This is a genomic window from Streptomyces sp. Ag109_O5-1 (assembly GCF_003814875.1).
Lineage (GTDB): Bacteria > Actinomycetota > Actinomycetes > Streptomycetales > Streptomycetaceae > Streptomyces > Streptomyces sasae.
The window spans coordinates 4620219-4640840 of sequence record NZ_RKQF01000001.1; the positions used below are offsets into that span (position 1 = coordinate 4620219).

The window sequence follows — 20622 nt, forward strand, 5'->3', positions numbered from 1 at the left end:
GGCGGGCGCCGTGCCGTGACAGACGTACGGTGTGCGGGAGTCGGATCGCCGAAAGGTCAGCCGAGCACGGCGAGGGCGTCGATCTCGATGAGGAGGCCGGCGGGCAGACCGACGTAGACGGTCGTCCGGGCGGCGGGCGGGGCGGTGAGGCCCTGCTCCTCGAAGTAGGCGTTGTAGATGCCGTTCATCTCGGCGAAGTGGTCCACGTCCGTCAGATAGACGCGGATCATCATCACGTCGTCCCAGGAGGCGCCGCCCTCTTCGAGGATCGCCTTGACGTTGGCGAGGGTCTGGAGGGTCTGCTCGCGCAGCGTGGGGCCGGCCGGGGTAGGCGGCTTGCCCTCCTCCGCGGGCAGGAAGCCGACCTGGCCGGCGACCTGGAGGATGTTGCCCTTCCTGACGCCGTGCGAGAACTTCGCGGGCGGGGTGGTATGGGTCTTCGGGGTGAGCGCGATCTTCTCGGTCATCAGTCGCCGGCTTCCTTGATCGGGGTTCTGCCTGAGTACTCACCGCTGATCGCGTCCGCCGTACGGCGCACCTGCGGGAGCAGGGTGAGGAGTTGGTCGGCGGTGACGACGACGTTCGGCGCGGAGACCGACATCGCGGCGACAACGCGCCCGTCGGCGCCGCGGATCGGGGCGGCCACGCAGTTGATGGACTCCTCGTGGCCGCCGAGGTCGGTGGCCCAGCCCTGTTCGCGCACCTTGGCCAGTTCCTTGCGGAAGGCCTCCGCGTTCGGCGTCGAACGGGCCGTGTACATGGGGTAGTCGAGCTTGTCGGCGAGGGCCCGCCGCTCGGGCTCGGGCAGGTCCGCGAGGAGCAGCTTGGCGACGGCGGCGACGGTGATCGCGACGGGCTTGCCGATCCGGGAGTACATGCGCACCGGGTAGCGGCTCTCGACCTTGTCGATGTAGAGGACCTCGCCCTCCTCGAACACGGCGAGGTGCACGGTGTGCCCGCAGGCCTCGTTGAGCCGGGACAGGTGAGGGTGGGCGATCTCGCGGATGTCGAGGTTCTCCATCGCCTCCTGGGCGAGGGCGAAGAGGCGGGCGCCGAGCCGGTAGCGCTGGTCGGACTGGCGGTAGACGAGCCCGTGTTCGTGGAGGGTGCGCAGCAGCCGCAGTGCGGTCGACTTGTGCACGCCGAGGCGGTCGGCGACCTGGCCGAGGTCGGCGGGGCCCTCCGCGAGCAACGGCAGGATGCTGAGTGCTCGGTCGACGGTCTGGCTCATGGGTTGCGTACCTCCTCTTCGGCCGCGTCGGCTTGCGTCCAGCCGGGGCCGAGTCGAAGTCTCTCCCACGCGGTGTCCCCGAGAGCGGTCAGGCGGTCGGTGGTGTCGCGGGCGGGGGGTACGGCGAGGTCGGCGGGGGTGGTGAGGACGGCGGCGGCGAAGAGATGGCCGAGCCGGAGTCCCTGCCGTACGGGCAGGCCGCGCAGGGCGCCGGAGAGGAATCCGGCGGCGAAGGCGTCCCCTGCGCCGACGGTCGCTACGACGTCGACGGTGGGGGCGGGTTCGAAGGTGCCGTGGGGGTCGGCCGGGGGCGGGGTTTCACTCGCCCGCGCTTGCTGGGTGGCTCGATGGAACGCGGCTGGGCAGCGCCCCGTAAGGGGCGCGGGGCTGTATTCGATGTGCGGCTGCCGCCGCGTGGGCGCGACCAGCCCCCACCGGGCCGCGGCCGAAGAACCGCCCGCACCACCCCGCTGAAACGCCGTCGCCCCCTTCGCCCCCTCCTTCACCACCAACACCGCGGGCTCTGGCAGCAGTTCCCGAATCGCCTCCGGCCCGCCCCCCACCCCCCACGCCAGCTCCGCCTCGTCCTCCCCCACAAAGACGATGTCGGCCCGACGCGCCAGCTCCAACAGCACCTCCGCGCCGCCGGAGCCGGGCCACAGCCCCGGCCGGTAGTTCACGTCGAACGACACCACCGGCCGCCCTCCGGCGGGCGCCGTCAGCTCTCGCAACAACCCCAGGCACCCCTCCGACAACGCGGCCGTGATCCCCGACAGATGCAGGACCCGTCCCGCCCGCACCGCGCCCAGATCCACGTTGGCCGCCGACATCGCGGACGCCGCAGACCCCGCCCGGTAATAAGCCACCTCGTGCGCGTCCGTCGCCCGGTCCCCCGCCGTACGGAAGTACACGCCCGTCGGGCGCACGGCGTCGCGGCCCACGTGCGAGACGTCCACGCCGTACGACGCGACCGTCTCCACCAGGTGATCGCCGAACCCGTCCGTCCCGACCCGGCTGACCCACCGCACGGCGTGGCCGGCGGCAGCCAGCCCGCAGGCCACGTTGGACTCGGCACCGCCGATCGCACGGTCGAAGGACGGTACGCCCGCGAGCCGCCCCGGCCGGGTGGGCAGGAACGTGACCATGGACTCGCCGAGCGCGACGACGTCCGGGGCGTCAACGGCGTCAACGGCATCCGTGGCCTTCACGATGGTCGTGGCTCCTCGTCGATGGGGAGGGTCGCTGTGAGCTCCATTGACCCGGCGTTGGCGTGGATGTTAGACAGCGGTAAGCGATATACGCAATGAGCGTTGCACATAATGCAATCAGCTCGAGCAGGGAGGTTCCGTGACCCTCGCCCCCGGCACCGAAGCGCTCGCCCGTCTCGCGGAAGAACGCGTCGACCACCGCTTCAAGGGCCTCCCGCCGGACGCCGAGGGCCGCACCGTCGGCGAGCTGGCCGCCCAGCGCCGCAACCTCTTCTCCGACGGCTTCGCCACCCCGGTGCTGGCCCTCTCCGCCGAGCGCCTGGAGCACAATCTCGCGCTGATGGAGACGTACACCGAACGGCACGGCCTCGCCTTCGCCCCGCACGGCAAGACCTCCATGGCCCCGCAGCTCTTCCGGCGCCAGATCGAGCACGGGGCATGGGGCATCACCCTCGCCGTGCCGCATCAGGTGCGGGTGGCACGGGCGTTCGGCACCCGGCGGGTCTTCCTCGCCAACGAGCTCGTGGACGCCCCGGCCCTCCGCTGGATCGCGGCCGAGCTGGAGCGGGACGAGGACTTCCGCTTCCTTTGCTACGTCGACTCCGTGCGCGGGGTCGGGCTGATGGACGCGGCGCTGCGCGGGGCCGGCCGCCCGGTGGACGTCGTCGTCGAGCTCGCCGCGGGGGAGGGCGCCCGTACCGGCGTCCGTACGGAGGCGGAGTGCGCGGCGGTCGCGGACGCGGTGGCCGGGACCGAGACCCTGCGGCTGGTGGGCGTGGCCGGGTACGAGGGCGAGGTGCCGGAGGCGGGCCCGGAGCGGGTGCACGCCTATCTGCGTCGCCTCGTCGCCCTCGCCGTCGACTTCGACAAGGCGGGGCGGTTCGCGGACCTGACGGAGATCGTCGTCAGCGCGGGCGGCAGCGCCTGGTTCGACGCGGTGGCGGACGTCTTCGCCGGGATCCCCGAACTCTCGCTCCCTGTACTGAAGTTGCTGCGGTCGGGGGCGTACGTCTCGCACGACGACGGCCGCTATCGCGAGATCACCCCCTTCAACCGTGTCCCCGAGGAGGGCGCCCTGGAGCCGGCCTTCCGCCTCTGGGCGCAGATCGTCTCCCGCCCCTCCCCCGGGCAGGCCTTCGCCAACGCGGGCAAGCGGGACGCGGCCTACGACCTCCATCTCCCGTTCGCCCAGGTGATCCGCCGGGACGGCACGGAGCGTCCGGCGACCGGCGTCGAGGTGACCGGTCTGTCCGACCAGCACACCTGGCTGCGCACCGCGCCCGAGGCGGACCTGGAGGTCGGGGACTGGGTGGGCCTCGGCCTGTCCCACCCGTGCACGTCGTTCGACAAGTGGCAGCTGATCCCGGTCGTCGAGGCGGACGGAACGGTCGTCGACTACATCCGCACGTTCTTCTAAGAGGATTCCAGGAGGGATCATGGAGGATCTGGTCATCCGGGACGCGGACGTCGTCGACGGCAGCGGCGAACCCTCGTACCGCGCGGACGTGGTCGTCGACGACGGCAGGATCGTGTCGATCGTCAAGGAAGCCGCCGCGGCCGGCTGCCAACGCCCGCGCGCCATGCGCGAGTTGGACGCGGAAGGCCTGGTCCTCTCCCCCGGCTTCATCGACATGCACGCTCACAGCGACCTGGCCCTGCTCCGCGACCCCGACCACAGCGCCAAGGCCGCGCAGGGGGTGACCCTGGAGGTCCTGGGCCAGGACGGGCTGTCGTACGCCCCGGTCGACGACCGCACCCTGGAGGAGGTCCGCCGGGCGATCACCGGCTGGAACGGCCACGGCGACGACATCGACTTCGACTGGCGGTCGGTCGGCGAGTACCTGGACCGCCTCGACCGGGGCATCGCCGTGAACGCGGCCTACCTGATCCCCCAGGGCACGGTCCGCGCCCTGGCCGTCGGCTGGGAGGACCGCGAGGCGACCCCCGCCGAACTCGACCGGATGCGGCGGCTGGTGGCGGAGGGCCTGGAACAGGGCGCGATGGGCCTGTCCTCCGGTCTGACCTACACCCCCGGCATGTACGCCAAGAACGCCGAACTGACCGAGCTGTGCCGGGTGGTGGCGGAGTACGGCGGCTACTACTGCCCGCACCACCGCTCGTACGGCGCGGGCGCCCTGGAGGCCTACGCGGAGATGGTCGTCCTCGCCCGGGAGGCGGACTGCCCGCTCCATCTGGCCCACGCCACCATGAACTTCGGCGTGAACAAGGGCCGGGCACCCGAGTTGCTGGCACTGCTCGACGAGGCCCTCGCCTCCGGCGCCGACATCACCCTCGACACCTACCCCTACACCCCCGGCAGCACGACCCTCGCGGCGATGCTGCCGAGCTGGGCGAACGAGGGCGGCCCGGAGGCGGCGCTGGCCCGGCTGGCGGACGACGCCACCGCCGAACGCATCCGCCACCACCTGGAGAACGTCGGCTCCGACGGCTGCCACGGCGTCCCCATCGAATGGGACACGATCGAGATCTCGGGCGTGGCCGATCCGGCCCTGGCCGACTTTGTCGGCCATACGGTCGAGGAGTCGGCGCGGCGACGCGGCGAACCCCCGTGGACGACGGCCCGCCACCTCCTCCTGGCGGACCGCCTGGCCCCCTCCATCCTCCAGCACGTCGGCCACGAGGAGAACGTCCGCACGATCATGCGCCACCCGGTCCACACCGGCGGTTCGGACGGCATCCTCCAGGGCGCGAAGCCGCACCCCCGCGCCTACGGCACCTTTCCGCACTACCTCGGCCACTACGTACGGGAGTGGGGAGTCCTGTCCCTGGAGGAGTGCGTGGCCCACCTCACCGCCCGCCCCGCGGCCCGGCTGCGCCTGCCGGACCGGGGCCTGGTCCGCGAGGGCTACCGGGCCGACGTGGTCCTCTTCGACCCGCAGACGGTGGCGGCGGGCTCCACGTTCGAGGAGCCTCGCAAGCTGCCGACGGGCATCCCGTACGTCCTGATCAACGGCCGGTTCGTGATCGAGAACGGCCGGAGAACGGACGAAATGGCGGGACGCTCCATCCGACGTGCGCCCCGACTCGCCTAGGGGCGCGGGGCTGTGTCGATGTGCGGCTACCGCCGCGTGGGCGCGACCAGCCCCCCGCACACCCGCACCCGACAAGGGTGCGCCCAGCGGAGCGTTACGGCTTGGGCAGCGTGCACGCACTCGCGCTGAGGTTCAGCACATTCCCCGTCGTGAAGCACGCCGGAATGTTGTACGTCTCCTCGGCGTAGTTGATCCCCTGCCGGACCGTGATGTTGCCGCTCTCGTCCACCTCGCACGGGTTGTCGACGGTGCACCGCTCCCCGTCCTCGTTGCCCGTGTTGTTGATGGCGACGACCTTGCCCGTGCTGGTGTCGATCACCGGCGACCCCGACGTGCCGCCGATCGTGTTGCACGCGGAGGTGTAGCGGACCGAGTCCTTCCAGGTCCAGTCGCCCTCCTTCAGCCGGTACACGAACCCGTCGATGTTGCAGCTGTAGATCGTCTTCCAGTACCCGGAGACGACCTTGATGGCGGTGCCGGCGGTCGGGTGGGTGTCGCTGAGGGTGAGCGGGCTGATGCCGTAGGAGCTCTTGATCGCCGAGTACGTCGTGGTGGTGCGGTAGATCGTGACGTCCGTGTCGGTCATCGTCGAGTAGACGACCTGGTTCGCGCGGAGCGTGGCGACGCGCGTGCCGGAGGAGTTGAGCAGTCCGAAGGTACGGCTGGAGGACTGCCCGGTGATGACCTCGCCGGGGTCCGGGAAGCCGGTCTCCAGGCAGTGGCCGTTGGTCATCACCAGCGCCGGGTCGGTGTCCGCGGAGTTCGGGAAGCGGATGACGGACCCGGAACAGTTGCTGAGCGAGACGGTACCTGCGAAGTTGACGGTCACCGCCGCGGCCGCCTTGGCCTGCGGCGCGGCGACCGCCGGTGCCACGCCGATCCCGGTGATGGCCAGGGAGGCGAGCGCGGCGACGAGAGGCTTGTTCATGTGGGGGTCCCCTCTATACGACGAGGGTGACCGGAGATCTTCCGGCCACCCGCATTCTTGTCATGCACATTCTCAACACAACAAGGTGCGGGGGCAAGATGCTGTTTCCGGTCGACCGGAGCCGCCGAGACCTCCTGACACGGATGACGACGAACCGCCGCGGCCGGTTGGCCGGTTGCGTCACCCGGCCCAGCCCGGCTCGAACGGGGCGACCCGCACGGCCTGCCGGCCTCATGGCGCATCCCCCTAACACCCCCTAACGCCCCCTGCCGCCACCCCTCCCGTGGCCCCAGCCGTGCCCCCCGTACGTCGGGGTCGCGGTCGGCGTCGGGGTCATGGTGACGGCAGTCGGCGAGGGTGCCCCACTGGCACTACGCGTCGGGACGGTGCTCGGCGAGGGGATCGCCGATGCCGACAACCCGGCCGTGGACGTGGCGGCGGACCCGGATGCCGCGCCGGTCGCCGGCGACGCCGCGGCCGACTTCGGGGACGGGGTGGCCGACGCGCCGCGCGGGCTCTCCTGCGGCGACTCGCCGGCCGTGTGCTTCGTACGGTTCTGCTCGCCCTGCGTGCCGTCCGTCGACGAGGAGAAGGCGAAACCGGCGATCAGCGCGGCCACGGACGCGGCCCCCACCGCCCCCACGGCGACCGCCACGTGCTTCGCACGCGGGCCGCCCACGCCACGAGCCGCCGCCCGCCGCCGCTCCGCCCGGCCCGGTCCCGGTGCGGTGGGCGATATCCGGGGCAGCTCGCTCGTCTCGTCGTATGCGTTGAGCCAGCCGTGCGCGAACGCCGGATCCCGGTACTCCTCGTACTCGGGGGCGGGTCCGCCCTGGCGCTGGTAGACGTTGGGCGCCCCGGTCTCGTCCTCGGCAGGTCTCGGCATGGACGCGAATTCTAGGGAGGGCGGGCGGCTTTGAGACAGCTACCGGCGATAACAGGCCAAATCATCAGGTCGTATTCATGTCCCACCAGTGCTCCTCCCGTGTCTCACGTGGTGGAAAACACGGCCCGACGGGCGTTACCGCACCGTAAGCTCACGGACATGCAGGTGATCCAGTCGACCAAGCTCGCCAATGTCTGTTACGAGATCCGGGGCCCGGTTCTCGAGGAGGCGATGCGGCTTGAGGCGGCGGGACACCGCATCCTCAAGCTCAACACCGGAAACCCGGCCGCCTTCGGTTTCGAGTGCCCGCCGGAGATCCTGGAGGACATCCTCCGCAACGTCTCCACGGCCCACGGCTACGGGGACGCGAAGGGCCTGCTGGCCGCCCGCCGCGCGGTGGTCATGCACAACCAGACCATCGGCATCGAGACCGACGTCGAGCACGTCTTCATCGGCAACGGCGTCTCCGAGCTGATCGTGATGGCGATGCAGGGGCTGCTCGACGACGGGGACGAGGTGCTGGTCCCGGCGCCGGACTACCCGCTGTGGACCGCGGCGGTCTCCCTCTCCGGCGGTACGGCCGTGCACTACCGGTGCGACGAGCAGTCGGACTGGATGCCCGACCTCGCCGACATCGAGCGCAAGGTCAGCGACCGCACCAAGGCGATCGTCATCATCAACCCGAACAACCCGACGGGCGCGGTGTACGACGAGGCGATGCTGCGCGGGCTGACCGATATCGCCCGCCGCCACAACCTGCTGGTCTGCTCGGACGAGATCTACGACAAGATCCTCTACGACGACGCCACGCACACCCCGACCGCCTCCGTCGCCCCGGACCTGCTCACGCTCACCTTCAACGGCATGTCCAAGGCCTACCGGGTGGCCGGCTACCGGGTCGGCTGGATGTCCATCTCCGGCCCCCGCGCGCACGCCGACTCCTACATCGAGGGCCTGACGATCCTCGCGAACATGCGGCTGTGCGCGAACATGCCGGGTCAGCACGGTGTCGTGGCCGCGCTGAGCGGCCGCCAGACGATCAACGACCTGGTGCTGCCGGGCGGGCGGCTGAAGGAGCAGGTGGACACGGCGTACGAGCTGCTCACCCAGATCCCGGGCGTGAGCTGCGTCCGGCCCAAGGGCGCCCTCTACCTCTTCCCGCGCCTCGACCCCCAGGTCTTCAAGATCAAGGACGACCGGCAGATGGTCCTGGACCTGCTGCGGCAGGAGAAGATCATGGTGGTCCAGGGCAGCGGCTTCAACTGGCCGGAACCGGATCACTTCCGGGTGGTGACGCTGCCGGCGATCGGCGACCTGCGGGACGCGATCACACGGATCGGGCGGTTCCTGGACGGATACAGCCAGCGATAGGCGCCAGCCGCAGGTAGCCGCCGGGGCACCGTCCGTGAACGTGGTCAACTTTAGACGAGATCTAAGCTAGGATGGCTTCCTGTCAGAGCACAGGAGGCCATCTCCCATGTACGAACCGATCCGCACCAAGTCGGTCCACAGCACGATGGCCGGCACGCCTGCCGACTTCCCGCACCGGACGCGCGAGGAGGAGCTGGACATCCAGCTCGCCGGACATCTCGCGGCGCTGCTCGCCGTCACCGACGAGCTGCGGGCCCTCGCGCCGTCCACCGACCTCGACGCCGCCGCGACCCGGCTGGCCGAGCAGGTGACCCGGCTTCGGGGCGGACGTACACCGGTCCGCGCGTCACTCGCGGCGGCCCAGGAGCCGGCCGCGCTGCACGAGCGCGCGCACGCGTTCGCCGGCCGCGCCCTGGTGGTCGCGGCGTCCCGGGCGGACACCGCGGCGGCGATCCTCGCGGCGGAACGCATGGACGCCCACGCGGCGGCCACGGAACTCACCACAGCCGGCTGACCCACCCCCCGACGGCCCCGGTCCGCGCGCTCCCGCAGCGACGCGCGGACCGGGTTGCCATATGTCAGTACGCTGAGGTCATGGGCATGGACTACCCGAAGATGCGCGCGATCGCCGAGGACCTCGGAGCCTACGCCGAGCAGCTCGAAGGGACCTGGAGCGTCGAAATCGGTCCCTCCGGTCCGATACTGGCGATGATGTGCCCGTCGAAACGGCATGAGGGTACGGTCAGCCGCATCCGCAATCAGCTGAACACGCAACTCCAGGTCACCCACCCGGGCTACATGTGCGAGAACGGCCCGGAGATCGAGCACCCCGCCCTCGGCCGCATGCGGCGCCCCGACGCCGTCGTCATCCCCGAGGACGTGCTCGACGAGGAGGGGATCGCGGTGGACGCCTCCCACGTGCTGGCCGTCGTCGAGATCGTGTCCCCCTCCAACCCGGACAACGACTACGTCGAAAAGATCAGCGAATATCCGGCGATGGGCATCGCCCACTACATGATCGTCGACCCCCGGAGGGGCACGATCGAGGTGCACTCCGACCCGTGCGGGGACCGGTACCGGCGTATGGACCCGTACATCTACGGCGACGTGGTGCCCTTCGGTCCCTGGCGGGTGGAGACCTCCGCCTTCCGCCGGTACGGCAAGGCCGGGAACGACCCCGCCTGACCGCGCCCGACGGAGCCCGGCGCTCCGGTTGCGTTCCGGGGCGCCCCCTTCACCCCTCGTTCACCCGTTCCACCCAGGACTGAGGGATTCCGGGAGCACTCTCCCCCTCGTGAGACGTATCGCGGGAATCGTCCTCGCGGTGCTGCTGATCGGTGGCGTGGTGGCTGCCGTCGTCGCAGGCCGGAACGGGGATGGCAAGGGCACGGCAACGAAGACCGTGCGCGGTGTGATCGGTTCGGAGAAGTCGGACTTCTTCGCCGATCCCGATGTGGTGAAGGCCCTCGCCGCCAAGGGCTACACCGTGAAGACGGAGTCGTCGGGGTCCTGGGCCATGGACGGCCTGGACCTGAAGGGCTATGACTTCGCCTTCCCCTCCAGTTCGGCGCCGGCCGACCAGCTGGCCGCGAAGTACCACGCGCGCCAGCCGCTCCCCCGGCCCTTCTACTCGCCCCTCGTCGTCGTGGCCCACCGCAGCGCGGCCGACGTCCTGGCGGCGAACGGTCTCGCCGTGCTCGACGGCAAGGGCCGGGGCACCCTGAAGATGGCCGCCTATCTGGACGCCGCCCGGCACGACCGGACCTGGCAGCAGCTCAAGGGCGCGAACGGGCATGGGGAGTTGACCGGGACGCTCTACATCACGAGCACCGACCCGGAGACCTCCAACTCCGGCGCTCTCTACCTCGCCGCCGCCTCTTACGTGGCCAACGGCGGCCGGGTGGTGGCCAGTACCGCCGACGTCGCCAGGACCGCCCCGCTGCTGCACAAGCTCGTCAGCGTCCAGGGCGCCCAACAGCCCAGCAGCGACTCGGTGTTCCGGGACTTCATCAGCGGCGCCGGCAACCCGCTGGTGTGCCTGTACGAGTCGCAGGTCGTCTCGCTGCTCGCCGACCGGCACGGCGCCGACGACCTGGTCGTCCTCTACCCGGACACCACGGTGAACAGCGACCACACCATCGTGCCGCTCGACGACGCCGGCCGGGCGCTCGGCGAACTCCTCAGCGCCGATCCGACCCTGCGCAAGCTCGCCGTGCGGCACGGTTTCCGGCCGCAGGGCGATTCCGCCGAGTTCGTCGGTGCCACCGCCGGCCAAGCCGCCTACCTCAACCAGACACTGACCGGCGTCCGGCAGGCGCCCGTGCCCACCTACGCGGTGCTGCACGAGATGGCCCGCCGGGCGCGCGGCTGACGGGGGGATCCTGTGAGCAACTTCGACAAGATGGTGCCGAGCGGTGGTGAGCACACGCCCACCCTCAGCGGTGAGGACGTCTTCACGCTGACCCCGCCGGAGGCCGTCGCGCCCGTACCGCGGGAGAAGGCCGGCGGGCTCGTGCCCGTCGACTACGGCGTCCGTACGGACATGGCGCGCAAGGCCGACGACTACGTCCGGGGCCTCGCCGCCCTGGACGCGCGGTCGCCGGAGTTCGCGAGCAAGGTCGGCGAGATCACCGGTCTCGGTGCCGGCGAGATGCGCACCGCCGCCTCGCAGTCCAACCGCATGCTGGAACGGGCGGTGCGCAGCCTGCCCGACAAGGGCGGCGACGCCCAGGCCAAGGTGGCCGGCTCGCTGGTCGAACTCCGCCGGGTCGTCGAGGACCTGGACCCGCGCGACCTGCCGACGGGCAAGGGCCGCAAGTTCCTCTCCAGGCTGCCGGGCGGGAACAGGCTCCGCGACCACGTCGCTCAGTACGCCTCCGCGCAGGGGACGTTGAACAAGATCGTGGGGTCGCTGCGCGGCGGCCAGGACGAACTCCGCCGGGACAACGCCGCGTTGCAGACCGAACGGGTGCGGCTCTGGGAGACCATGGGCAAGCTCCAGGAGTACGTCGTCCTGACCCAGGCCCTGGACACCGCCGTCGAGCAGCACATCGCCCGGCTCCCCGACCCCCAGGAGGCCGACGTCCTGCGGGCGGACGTGCTCTTCCCGGTCCGGCAGAAGCACCAGGACCTGCTCACCCAGCTCGCGGTGTCCGCGCAGGGCTACCTGGCGATGGACGTCGTACGGCGCAACAACGACGAACTGATCAAGGGCGTCGAACGCGCCGCCACCACCACTGTCTCGGCCCTGCGGATCTCGGTGATGCTGGCTTCCGCGCTCGACAACCAGAAGAAGGTCATCGAGCAGGTCAACGCGTTGCACGGGACGACCGAGGACCTCATCCGGGGCAATGCCGAGATGCTCGCGACCCAGAGCGGCGAGATCCAGCGCATCGCCGCCGACCCGGCCGTAGGCGTCGAGACCCTGCGCGCCGCCTTCCAGCAGATCTACCGCACCCTCGACGCCATCGACAGCTACAAGGCGCAGGCGACCGAGGCGATGGCCGGCACCGTCCAGTCCCTCACCGACGAACTCCAGCAGGCGAGCGCCTACTTGGCGCGCAGCCGCTCGAAGGGCGCACTGGAGGACGGCCTCGCATGAACAGACGCACGCTGCCCGCCCTCCTGGCGACGACGGCCGTCGTACTGACCGGCTGCACCTCCTCCCAGGACCACGACGACGACTCCACGGCCTCGAAGCCCGGCACCCTCCGGGTCCTCGCCTCCTCCGAACTCAGCGACATGAGCGCCGTCTTCGACCGGGTCCGCAAGGACACCGGTGTCACGATCCGTCCCACCTACATGGGCACCCTGGACGCCGTCGACCTGCTGGCCAAGGGGCAGACGGACGGGAAGTACGACGCGCTCTGGCTGTCCTCCGACGACTATCTGCGGCTGCGCCCTGAGGCGGCGAAGAAGGTCGTCTCCGAGACCTCGATCATGTCCAGCCCGGTCGCGATCGGCGTGAAGACGGCCACCGTGCAGTCCCTCGGCTGGAAGCCGGCCGACGTCACCTGGTCCCGGATCGAGCAGGCCGTGGAAGCCGGGAAGCTGACGTACGGCATGACCGACCCGGCCCGCTCCAACTCCGGCTTCTCCACGCTGGTCTCGGTAGCCTCCGCGCTCTCCGGGGCCCAGTCGGCGCTCACGGACGGCGACGTCGCCAAGGCGACCCCCCGGCTGAAGAGGTTCTTCAAGGGCCAGACCCTGACCTCGGGCTCCTCCGGCTGGCTGGCCTCGGCCTACAAGCGGCGCGGCAACGTCGACGCCCTGCTCAACTACGAGTCCGTCCTCATGGGCGTCCCCGGCCTGACGGTGATCCGTCCGACCGACGGCGTGGTCACCGCCGACTACCCGCTCTCCTCCCTGGCCGCCACCTCCTCGGCCACCCGCGAGGACGTCCGCAAGGTGACCGAGGACCTGCGCACCACGGCCGTGCAGAAACTCGTCACGGACACCACCCACCGCCGCCCGGTGGTCGCCTCCGTCCCGCCCGCCTCCGGCCTGGACACGACCCGCCGCCGCGAACTCCCCTTCCCCGGCGGCCGGTCCGTGGCCGACGGGCTCATCTCCGCGTACGAGAACGACCTGCGCCGGCCCTCCCGCACGGTCTACGTCCTGGACACCTCGGGCTCGATGGAGGGCGACCGGCTCTCCCGCCTGAAGAAGGCCCTCACCGGCCTCACCGGCGACTTCCGCAACCGCGAGGAGGTCACCCTGATGCCGTTCGGCTCGGACGTGAAGAGCGTGAGCACCCACGTGGTCGACGACAAGGCCGACCTCGACGCGATCCGCAAGGACACCGACGCCCTGAACGCCGACGGCAACACGGCGATCTACACCTCCCTGGAGAAGGCGTACGCCCAGCTGAACCCCTCCCAGGACACCTTCACGTCGATCGTGCTGATGACCGACGGCGAGAACACCACGGGCGCCAAGGTCGGTGACTTCGACGACTTCTACAGCAAGCTCTCCGCCGACCGGCAGCAGATCCCCGTCTTCCCCATCCTCTTCGGCGACTCGTCCCGCGCCGAACTCCAGCACATCGCCGCCCTGACCGGCGGCCGTCTCTTCGACGGCCGGCAGGACTCCCTGGACGGCGCCTTCGAGGAGATCCGTGGCTACCAATAAGCTCCTCGGCTACCTCGAGTCCCGCAAGAACCTCACCGGCTCGGCGGGCGGCCTCCTCGGCCTGGTCCTGACCTTCGCAGGCGTGGCGGGCCCGTACTGGCCGGTGGTGGTGGCCGGCCTCTACGGCGCGGGTGCGCTGATCGCCCCGCCGGAGCGCCCGCCGCTGCCGGACTTCCCGACCCCGTCGGCCCAGTTGGAGGAGGTCCGCGCCGACTTCCGCAAGCTGGAGACCTACCTGGCGGAGGTCGGCCTGCCGGCCTCCACCGAGGCCCGCCTGACCGCACTGACGGACCTGCTGACGGCGTTGCTGGACCCGGGCTGGGCGGCAGAACTGCTGGCCCAGGATCCGGAGGGGGTCCATGTCCTCTCGCGCACGGTACGGCAGGACATCCCGGAGGCGGTCGACAGCTTCGTACGCACCAGGTGGTGGACACGCCTGACCCCGGGCCAGGAACCCCCGGAGCGCCACTTGGAACGCCAGCTCACGATGCTCAAGGAAGAGGCGGAGCACTTGGCGGCAACCCTGAGGGACACAGAGGCCAGACGCCAGGAATCCCACACCCGCTACTTGGAGGAAAGGGGCAACTGAAGCGCCCCCCACAGGCGAAGGCCTGCCGTCACCACGCTCCCGTCGGGGCGGACGGAAAAGGCGACGACAGGCCCACAAGCCCCGCACCCCATTGTGCGCGGCCTCGCCGGTTCACACCGCGGCCGGTCGTGACGATCGCTGGTCAGGGCACTCCCCCACTGCCTTAAGGGCGTGGGAGGTACCCCCAGGACCGGCCGCGGAGATCAGACGGGAGTTATCCCAGGCGCTCCACCAGCGCCTGGTACTCGTCCCACAGCTCCTTCGGCGTGTGCTCACCGAAGGTGTTGAGGTGGCCGGGGATCAGCGAGGCCTCCTCCCGCCAGACCTCCTTGTCGACGGTCAGCAGGAAGTCGAGGTCGCTGTCGGCCAGGTCGAGTCCGTTGGTGTCGAGGGCCTCGCGCGTCGGGAGGACACCGATCGGCGTCTCCACACCGGCCGCCTTGCCGTCCAGCCGCTCCACGATCCACTTCAGGACACGGGAGTTCTCACCGAAGCCCGGCCAGACGAACTTGCCCTCGTCGTTCTTGCGGAACCAGTTGACGTAGTAGATCTTCGGCAGCTTGGCCGCGTCCGCGGACTGGCCGACCTTGATCCAGTGGGCCATGTAGTCGCCCATGTTGTAGCCGCAGAACGGCAGCATCGCGAACGGGTCGCGGCGCAGCTCGCCGACCTTGCCCTCGGCGGCGGCGGTCTTCTCGGAGGCCACGTTCGCCCCCAGGAACACGCCGTGGTTCCAGTCGAAGGACTCGGTGACCAGCGGTACGGCGCTGGCCCGGCGGCCGCCGAAGAGGATCGCCGAGATCGGCACGCCCTTGGGGTCCTCCCACTCCGGCGCGATGATCGGGCACTGCGCGGCGGGGACGGTGAAGCGGGCGTTGGGGTGGGCGGCGGGCTCCGCGGAGTCCGGGGTCCAGTCCCGGCCCTTCCAGTCGGTGAGGTGGGCGGGCGTCTCCTCGGTCATGCCCTCCCACCAGATGTCGTCGTCGTCGGTGAGGGCGACGTTGGTGAAGACGGCGTTGCCCCAGAGCGTCTTCATCGCGTTGGCGTTGGTGTGCTCACCGGTGCCGGGCGCGACGCCGAAGAAGCCGGCCTCGGGGTTGATCGCGTAGAGGCGGCCGTCCTCGCCGAACCGCATCCAGGCGATGTCGTCGCCGATGGTCTCGACGGTCCAGCCGGAGACGGTGGGCTCCAGCATGGCGAGGTTCGTCTTGCCGCAGGCGCTCGGGAAGGCTGCGGCGACGTACTTGGACTCGCCCTGCGGAGGCGTGAGCTTGAGGATCAGCATGTGCTCGGCGAGCCAGCCCTCGTCGCGCGCCATGACGGAGGCGATGCGCAGGGCGTAGCACTTCTTGCCGAGCAGGGCGTTGCCGCCGTAGCCGGAGCCGTAGGACCAGATCTCGCGCGACTCGGGGAAGTGCGAGATGTACTTGGTCTGGTTGCACGGCCAGGGGACGTCCGCCTCGCCCTCCGCGAGCGGGGCGCCGAGGGTGTGCACGGCCTTCACGAAGAAGCCGTCGTCGCCGAGTTCGTCGAGGACCGCCTGGCCCATGCGCGTCATCGTGCGCATGGAGACGGCGACGTACGCGGAGTCGGTGATCTCCACGCCGAGCGCGGAGAGCGGGGAGCCGAGGGGCCCCATGCAGAACGGGACGACGTACATCGTCCGGCCCTTCATCGAGCCGCGGAACAGGCCCTTCTCGCCGGAGAAGATCTCCCGCATCTCGGCGGGGGCCTTCCAGTGGTTGGTCGGGCCCGCGTCCTTCTCCTGCTCGGAGCAGATGAAGGTGCGGTCCTCGACCCGGGCGACGTCGGTCGGGTCGGAGGCCGCGTAGTAGGAGTGGGGGCGCTTGATCGGGTCGAGCTTCTTGAAGGTGCCCTTCGCCACGAGCTCTTCGCACAGTCGCTCGTACTCGGCCTCGGATCCGTCACACCAGACCACGCTGTCCGGTTGCGTCAGTTCGGCGATCTCGTTGACCCACGAGATCAGTTCCTGATGGTTGGTGGGGATGACGGTGGGAGCCGCGATGTCGCGCGCCACGATTGCTCCTAAATGAGGGATTTTTGATCTTGCGGCCTTGTTTCAGGCCTTGTTGCCCCGTGGGGGCTGCGACCCGGATGCTTCGTAGCCGCTCATCCGGTGCCGACCGCACTCATTTGATCCTCCGACTCGATCTCCCATCTGTCCAGAGGGAGTCACAGATGAGCGACGTGAGGAAGGCCACGGTTTCCGTGTTTTCCTGCGTTTCTTTGCGTCCACGTTGAGTTCAACTGGAGATCTTTTTGCACGCTCCCGGCTGCGCAACGGGCGGGCGTGAGACGATGAGTGCGGTCGAGTGGTCGTCGTGCCGTACTGACGCGTAACCTACGGTTCCGTAGGTACGATGCGAGACATGACTGCGTCCGCCCCCGACGCGCCCTCGGAACCGCCGGCCGCCGGCCGTGGCTCCTCGGCGCTCTCTTCCCTGTCGCACCAGGTCAAGCCCAAGTTGCGCGGCTGGCTGCATCTGGGCATGTTCCCGGCCGTACTGATCGCGGGCCTCGTCCTCACCGCCCTCGCCGACTCACCGCGCGGCCGCGTGGCCTGCGGGATCTACGTCCTGACGGCATGCCTGCTGTTCGGCGTGAGCGCGCTGTACCACCGGGGCAACTGGAGTCCGCGCATGGACGGCATCCTGCGCAGACTCGACCACGCCAACATCTTCCTGATCATCGCGGGCACCTACACACCCCTGACCCTGCTGCTCCTGCCCGGGGCGAAGGGGCAGTGGCTGCTGTGGGGCATCTGGGGCGCGGCGGCCGCCGGCATCGTCTTCCGGGTGTTCTGGGTCGGCGCCCCACGCTGGCTGTACACGCCCTGCTACATAGCGATGGGCTGGGCAGCGGTCTTCTTCCTGCCCGACTTCATGCACACCGGCGGCATCGCGGTACTGGTCCTGGTGATCGTCGGCGGCCTGCTCTACAGCGCCGGCGGCGTGATCTACGGCATCAAGCGCCCGAACCCGTCACCGCGCTACTTCGGCTTCCACGAGGTGTTCCACTCGCTCACGCTGGCCGCGTTCGTCGTCCACTACGTGGGGATCTCCCTGGTGGCGTACCAGCACGCATAGTTCCACCGCCCCTCCTTCGAGTGGCCACGGCTCCCGAGCCGTGGCCACTTTTTCATGCCCTGACATCGACTCCCCATTGACAGTCTATAGATTTTGAGAGCTACTCTCATTTCATGGCTACTGTCACTCAGCTTGAAGAGACACATCAGAACCCCCGCCGGTGGTGGGCCCTGGGCGCCCTGGTCGCGAGCATGCTGGTGCTCGGCTTCGACATGACGATCCTCAACGTGGCGCTGCCGACCATGGCCGAGCAGCTCGGCGCCACGACCGGCCAGCAGCAGTGGATGGCGGACGCCTACGTGGTCGTCTTCGCGTCGCTGATGCTCCCGGCCGGCCTCCTCGGCGACCGCTTCGGCCGCCGCCGGATGCTCATCACCGGTCTCGCGATCTTCCTGGCCGGGTCCGTGATCGGCGCCCTGGCCGGCGATGTGAACTGGGTGATCGCCGCCCGCGCGGTGATGGGCGTCGGCGCGGCACTGGTGATGCCGCTGGCGCTGTCCGTACTGCCCTCGCTGTTCGGACCGGCCGAGCGCACCCGGGCCGTCGGCATCATCTCCGCCGCCTCCGCGCTCGGCCTGCCGCTCGGCCCGATCATCGGCGGCTGGCTGCTCAACCACTTCTGGTGGGGCTCGGTCTTCCTGATCAACGTCCCGATGGTCGCGATCGGCGTCACCGCCTGTGTCTTCCTGCTCCCCGAGACCAGCGACCCCGCCTCCCCCAAGGTCGACGTCCTCTCCACCACGCTCACCGCGACCGGCCTCGGCGCCCTGATCTACGCGATCATCGAGGCCCCCGACCGCGGCTGGGGCGACCCCCTGGTCATCGCCCTCTTCGCGGCGGCCGTGCTCCTGGTCGCCGGCCTCGTGCTGCGCGAACGCCAGGTCGACCGCCCCATGCTCGACATGGAGCTCCTCACCCACCGCGGCTTCCTGCTCAACGCCCTCGCGGCCACACTCGTGATGTTCGTGCTGTCCGGCCTGATGTTCGTACTGCCCCCGTACCTCCAGGCGGTCCTCGGCAACGACGCCTTCGGCACCGGTCTGCGCCTGCTGCCCATGATGGGCGGGCTGATGATCGCCGCACGGGCCGCCCAGCCGGTCGTGGCCCGCTTCGGATCACGCGCCGTGGTCAGCGCGGGCCTCGTCGTGCTCGCCTTCGCCGCGCTCCTCGGCAGCCGTACGACCGTCCACGACGGCTACGGCTACACCGCCCTGTGGCTGTCCGTCGCCGGTCTCGGCTTCGGCTTCTCCGTCGTGCCCTCCATGGACGGCGCCCTCGCCGCCCTGCCCGCGAACCGGGCCGGCAGCGGCTCCGGACTGCTGATGACCCTGCGCCAGGTCGGCGGCGCGATCGGTATCGCCCTGCTCGGCAGCCTGCTGGCGAGCACCTTCCGCGACCGCCTGGACGTGACCGGCCTGCCCGCCCCGCTCGGCCACACCGCCGGTGAGTCCGTCGTCGCCGCCCACCTGGTGGCCGCGAAGACCGGCTCCGCCCACCTCGCCGCCTCCGCGAACGCCTCGTACGTCCACGGCATGGGCCTGGTCCTGATGGTGTGCGGGATCGCCGCGCTCGTCACCGCGCTGCTGGCCGCCGCGTTCCTGCCCAACACACCGACCGCCCACCGCACCGAGGGGAACGAGGAACCGGCCGTGGCCCCCGCCACCGCCGATGCCGGACAATGACCAGCATGACGGCACCGCACACCTCCCCCACGCTCGGCCTGCGTGAACGGAAGAAGATCAAGACCCGCGAGGCGATCCGCACCGCGATGTACACGCTGGTCGAGGAACAGGGGTACGACGCGACGACGATCGAGCAGATCGCGGAGCGGGCCGAGGTGTCGCCGTCGACGGTCTTCCGGTACTTCCCGACCAAGGAGGACATCGTCCTCACGGACGAGTACGACCCGATCATCATGGAGGAGCTCCGGACCCGGCCCGCCGACGAGCCCTGGCCGGACTCCCTCCGCCATGTGATGCACCGGGCGATCACCGTGGGCATGAAGGACCCCCACGCGGTCTCCAGGCTGCGCACCCGGCTGATGGTCGAGGTCCCCGCGGTGCGCTCCCGGATGATGGAGAGCATGTCGGAGACCGGCCGGATGCTCTGCCAGGCCATCGGCGAGCGCACCGGCCGCGACCCGGAGAGCCTTGAGGTCCGGGTCTACGCGATGTCCATCGTCGGCGGCCTGATGGAGACCTCGATGTACTGGGCGGAACAGGACCACGAGCCCGACTTCGACGCCCTCGTCGACCGTGCCCTGAACGTCATCGAGCACGGCCTGCCCCCCGAAAACCACTGAGGTCACGGCCGTCTCCCGTGCCATCCTGACCAGGTGAACACTGCCGAGATCCACGTCGAAGTCGCCCCCGAGCTGGCTCTGTTCGTCCCGCACGCCCGCCGCGTGGGCGTCCACCCGCTCGCCGTCGACGGCGTCTCGACACTGGGCCATGTGATCGAGTCCCTGGGCGTCCCCCTCACCGAGGTGGGCGCCCTGGTCGTGGACGGCCGCGAGGTCCCCGTCGCCCACATCCCGGCACACGGCGAGCGGGTGACCGTACGCCCGGTCGCCCGCCCCCAGCGCGTCCCCGGCGCCCCGCTCCGCTTCCTCCTCGACGTCCACCTCGGCACCCTGGCCCGCCGCCTCCGCCTCCTCGGCGTGGACACGGCGTACGAGTCGACGGACATCGGCGACCCGGCCCTCGCGACCCGCTCGGCGACGGAGCAGCGCGTGCTGCTCAGCCGCGACCGAGGCCTCCTGCGCCGCCGCGAACTCTGGGCGGGCGCCTACGTCTACAGCACCCGCCCCGACGACCAACTCCACGACATCCTCGACCGGTTCCGCCCCGAACTACGGCCCTGGACCCGGTGCACGGCCTGCAACGGCTTCCTGAGGGAAGCGACGAAGGACGAGGTCGCGGAGCAGCTGAAGGGCGGCACGGAGAGGTCGTACGACGTCTTCGCACAGTGCGCGGAGTGCGGCCGGGCGTACTGGAAGGGCGCGCACCACGACCAACTGGAGGAGATCGTGAAGCGCGCCCTTGCTTCTCAACGCCCTTGACTGGCGCGCCCTTTAGGGGCGCGGGCAGTAATCGATATGCGGCTGCCGCCGCCTGGGC

The 20622-nt window shown here is 70.3% G+C and carries 19 protein-coding genes; 13 read left to right on the forward strand and 6 right to left on the reverse strand.

Annotation, left to right across the window (positions count from 1 at the left end; genetic code table 11):
• Positions 1-56: 56 nt before the first annotated feature.
• From EDD90_RS20960 to EDD90_RS20970, 3 genes are read right to left on the reverse strand one after another with little or no spacing between them, the layout of a single operon-like run.
• Positions 57-467 (reverse strand): RidA family protein, encoded by a 411-nt coding sequence (locus tag EDD90_RS20960; protein ID WP_123974497.1) that lies wholly within the window; start codon positions 465-467, stop codon positions 57-59.
• Complete coding sequence (locus EDD90_RS20965) at positions 467-1231, reverse strand: IclR family transcriptional regulator (RefSeq protein ID WP_123974498.1); 765 nt, start codon at positions 1229-1231, stop codon at positions 467-469. Before EDD90_RS20965 ends, EDD90_RS20960 begins: the two co-directional genes overlap by 1 nt.
• The gene (locus EDD90_RS20970) at positions 1228-2376 is read right to left on the reverse strand and encodes a sugar kinase (protein WP_123981441.1); all 1149 of its coding nucleotides are present in this window, start codon (positions 2374-2376) and stop codon (positions 1228-1230) included. Before EDD90_RS20970 ends, EDD90_RS20965 begins: the two co-directional genes overlap by 4 nt.
• Before the next feature lie 202 nt (positions 2377-2578).
• On the opposite strand from EDD90_RS20970, the gene EDD90_RS20975 reads away from it, so the two are divergent.
• Both EDD90_RS20975 and EDD90_RS20980 read left to right on the forward strand, forming a co-directional pair.
• The gene (locus tag EDD90_RS20975; protein ID WP_123974499.1) at positions 2579-3856 is read left to right on the forward strand and encodes an amino acid deaminase; all 1278 of its coding nucleotides are present in this window, start codon (positions 2579-2581) and stop codon (positions 3854-3856) included.
• A gap of 19 nt (positions 3857-3875) precedes the next feature.
• Positions 3876-5492, forward strand: coding sequence for an amidohydrolase family protein (locus tag EDD90_RS20980; RefSeq protein ID WP_123974500.1), 1617 nt, complete (start codon positions 3876-3878; stop codon positions 5490-5492).
• Positions 5493-5586: 94 nt separating this feature from the next.
• On the opposite strand, the gene EDD90_RS20985 is transcribed toward EDD90_RS20980, so the two are convergent.
• Together EDD90_RS20985 and EDD90_RS20990 are read right to left on the reverse strand one after the other, a co-directional pair.
• Positions 5587-6420, reverse strand: a complete 834-nt coding sequence (locus EDD90_RS20985; protein WP_123974501.1) for a serine protease — start codon at positions 6418-6420, stop codon at positions 5587-5589.
• 256 nt (positions 6421-6676) lie between these two features.
• A complete protein-coding gene (locus EDD90_RS20990; protein WP_123974502.1) occupies positions 6677-7306 on the reverse strand; it encodes a hypothetical protein in 630 nt (209 codons plus the stop codon).
• A 159-nt stretch (positions 7307-7465) separates the two neighbouring features.
• Here EDD90_RS20990 and EDD90_RS20995 point away from each other — a divergent pair, with 159 nt between their 5' ends.
• From EDD90_RS20995 to EDD90_RS21025, 7 genes are all read left to right on the forward strand, one after another.
• Positions 7466-8677 (forward strand): pyridoxal phosphate-dependent aminotransferase, encoded by a 1212-nt coding sequence (locus tag EDD90_RS20995; RefSeq protein WP_123974503.1) that lies wholly within the window; start codon positions 7466-7468, stop codon positions 8675-8677.
• 106 nt (positions 8678-8783) lie between these two features.
• The gene (locus tag EDD90_RS21000) at positions 8784-9191 is read left to right on the forward strand and encodes a hypothetical protein (protein ID WP_123974504.1); all 408 of its coding nucleotides are present in this window, start codon (positions 8784-8786) and stop codon (positions 9189-9191) included.
• Positions 9192-9277: 86 nt separating this feature from the next.
• Positions 9278-9862, forward strand: a complete 585-nt coding sequence (locus tag EDD90_RS21005) for a Uma2 family endonuclease (protein ID WP_123981443.1) — start codon at positions 9278-9280, stop codon at positions 9860-9862.
• A 109-nt stretch (positions 9863-9971) separates the two neighbouring features.
• Positions 9972-11048: a substrate-binding domain-containing protein gene (locus EDD90_RS21010; RefSeq protein ID WP_123974505.1), complete on the forward strand. Its 1077-nt coding sequence runs from the start codon at positions 9972-9974 to the stop codon at positions 11046-11048.
• A 30-nt stretch (positions 11049-11078) separates the two neighbouring features.
• Complete coding sequence (locus EDD90_RS21015; RefSeq protein ID WP_123981445.1) at positions 11079-12278, forward strand: toxic anion resistance protein; 1200 nt, start codon at positions 11079-11081, stop codon at positions 12276-12278.
• Positions 12275-13807, forward strand: a complete 1533-nt coding sequence (locus EDD90_RS21020) for a substrate-binding domain-containing protein (RefSeq protein ID WP_123974506.1) — start codon at positions 12275-12277, stop codon at positions 13805-13807. Before EDD90_RS21015 ends, EDD90_RS21020 begins: the two co-directional genes overlap by 4 nt.
• Positions 13794-14396, forward strand: a complete 603-nt coding sequence (locus tag EDD90_RS21025) for a hypothetical protein (protein ID WP_123974507.1) — start codon at positions 13794-13796, stop codon at positions 14394-14396. The genes EDD90_RS21020 and EDD90_RS21025 overlap by 14 nt, the downstream gene beginning before the upstream one ends.
• A gap of 214 nt (positions 14397-14610) precedes the next feature.
• On the opposite strand, the gene EDD90_RS21030 is transcribed toward EDD90_RS21025, so the two are convergent.
• Positions 14611-16434 (reverse strand): phosphoenolpyruvate carboxykinase (GTP), encoded by a 1824-nt coding sequence (locus EDD90_RS21030; protein ID WP_123974508.1) that lies wholly within the window; start codon positions 16432-16434, stop codon positions 14611-14613.
• 352 nt (positions 16435-16786) lie between these two features.
• Between EDD90_RS21030 and EDD90_RS21035 the strand changes: the two genes are divergently transcribed.
• The 4 genes from EDD90_RS21035 (at position 16787) to EDD90_RS21050 (ending at position 20564) form a co-directional block, all read left to right on the forward strand.
• Positions 16787-17503: a hemolysin III family protein gene (locus tag EDD90_RS21035; protein ID WP_123974509.1), complete on the forward strand. Its 717-nt coding sequence runs from the start codon at positions 16787-16789 to the stop codon at positions 17501-17503.
• A gap of 113 nt (positions 17504-17616) precedes the next feature.
• Complete coding sequence (locus tag EDD90_RS21040) at positions 17617-19185, forward strand: MFS transporter (protein WP_123974510.1); 1569 nt, start codon at positions 17617-17619, stop codon at positions 19183-19185.
• Positions 19182-19805: a TetR/AcrR family transcriptional regulator gene (locus EDD90_RS21045; RefSeq protein WP_123974511.1), complete on the forward strand. Its 624-nt coding sequence runs from the start codon at positions 19182-19184 to the stop codon at positions 19803-19805. Before EDD90_RS21040 ends, EDD90_RS21045 begins: the two co-directional genes overlap by 4 nt.
• 33 nt (positions 19806-19838) lie before the next feature.
• On the forward strand, positions 19839-20564 hold the full coding sequence (locus EDD90_RS21050) for a Mut7-C RNAse domain-containing protein (RefSeq protein ID WP_123974512.1): 726 nt from the start codon (positions 19839-19841) through the stop codon (positions 20562-20564).
• Positions 20565-20622 lie beyond the last annotated feature (58 nt).

Coding starts and splice junctions, on each gene's coding strand:
- EDD90_RS20960 (WP_123974497.1), bottom strand. CDS start 467: ATGACCGAGAAGATCGCGCTCACCCCGAAGACCCATACCACCCCGCCC.
- EDD90_RS20965 (WP_123974498.1), bottom strand. CDS start 1,231: ATGAGCCAGACCGTCGACCGAGCACTCAGCATCCTGCCGTTGCTCGCG.
- EDD90_RS20970 (WP_123981441.1), bottom strand. CDS start 2,376: ATGGTCACGTTCCTGCCCACCCGGCCGGGGCGGCTCGCGGGCGTACCG.
- EDD90_RS20980 (WP_123974500.1), top strand. CDS start 3,876: ATGGAGGATCTGGTCATCCGGGACGCGGACGTCGTCGACGGCAGCGGC.
- EDD90_RS20985 (WP_123974501.1), bottom strand. CDS start 6,420: ATGAACAAGCCTCTCGTCGCCGCGCTCGCCTCCCTGGCCATCACCGGG.
- EDD90_RS20990 (WP_123974502.1), bottom strand. CDS start 7,306: ATGCCGAGACCTGCCGAGGACGAGACCGGGGCGCCCAACGTCTACCAG.
- EDD90_RS20995 (WP_123974503.1), top strand. CDS start 7,466: ATGCAGGTGATCCAGTCGACCAAGCTCGCCAATGTCTGTTACGAGATC.
- EDD90_RS21000 (WP_123974504.1), top strand. CDS start 8,784: ATGTACGAACCGATCCGCACCAAGTCGGTCCACAGCACGATGGCCGGC.
- EDD90_RS21005 (WP_123981443.1), top strand. CDS start 9,278: ATGGACTACCCGAAGATGCGCGCGATCGCCGAGGACCTCGGAGCCTAC.
- EDD90_RS21015 (WP_123981445.1), top strand. CDS start 11,079: ATGGTGCCGAGCGGTGGTGAGCACACGCCCACCCTCAGCGGTGAGGAC.
- EDD90_RS21020 (WP_123974506.1), top strand. CDS start 12,275: ATGAACAGACGCACGCTGCCCGCCCTCCTGGCGACGACGGCCGTCGTA.
- EDD90_RS21035 (WP_123974509.1), top strand. CDS start 16,787: ATGACTGCGTCCGCCCCCGACGCGCCCTCGGAACCGCCGGCCGCCGGC.
- EDD90_RS21040 (WP_123974510.1), top strand. CDS start 17,617: ATGGCTACTGTCACTCAGCTTGAAGAGACACATCAGAACCCCCGCCGG.
- EDD90_RS21045 (WP_123974511.1), top strand. CDS start 19,182: ATGACCAGCATGACGGCACCGCACACCTCCCCCACGCTCGGCCTGCGT.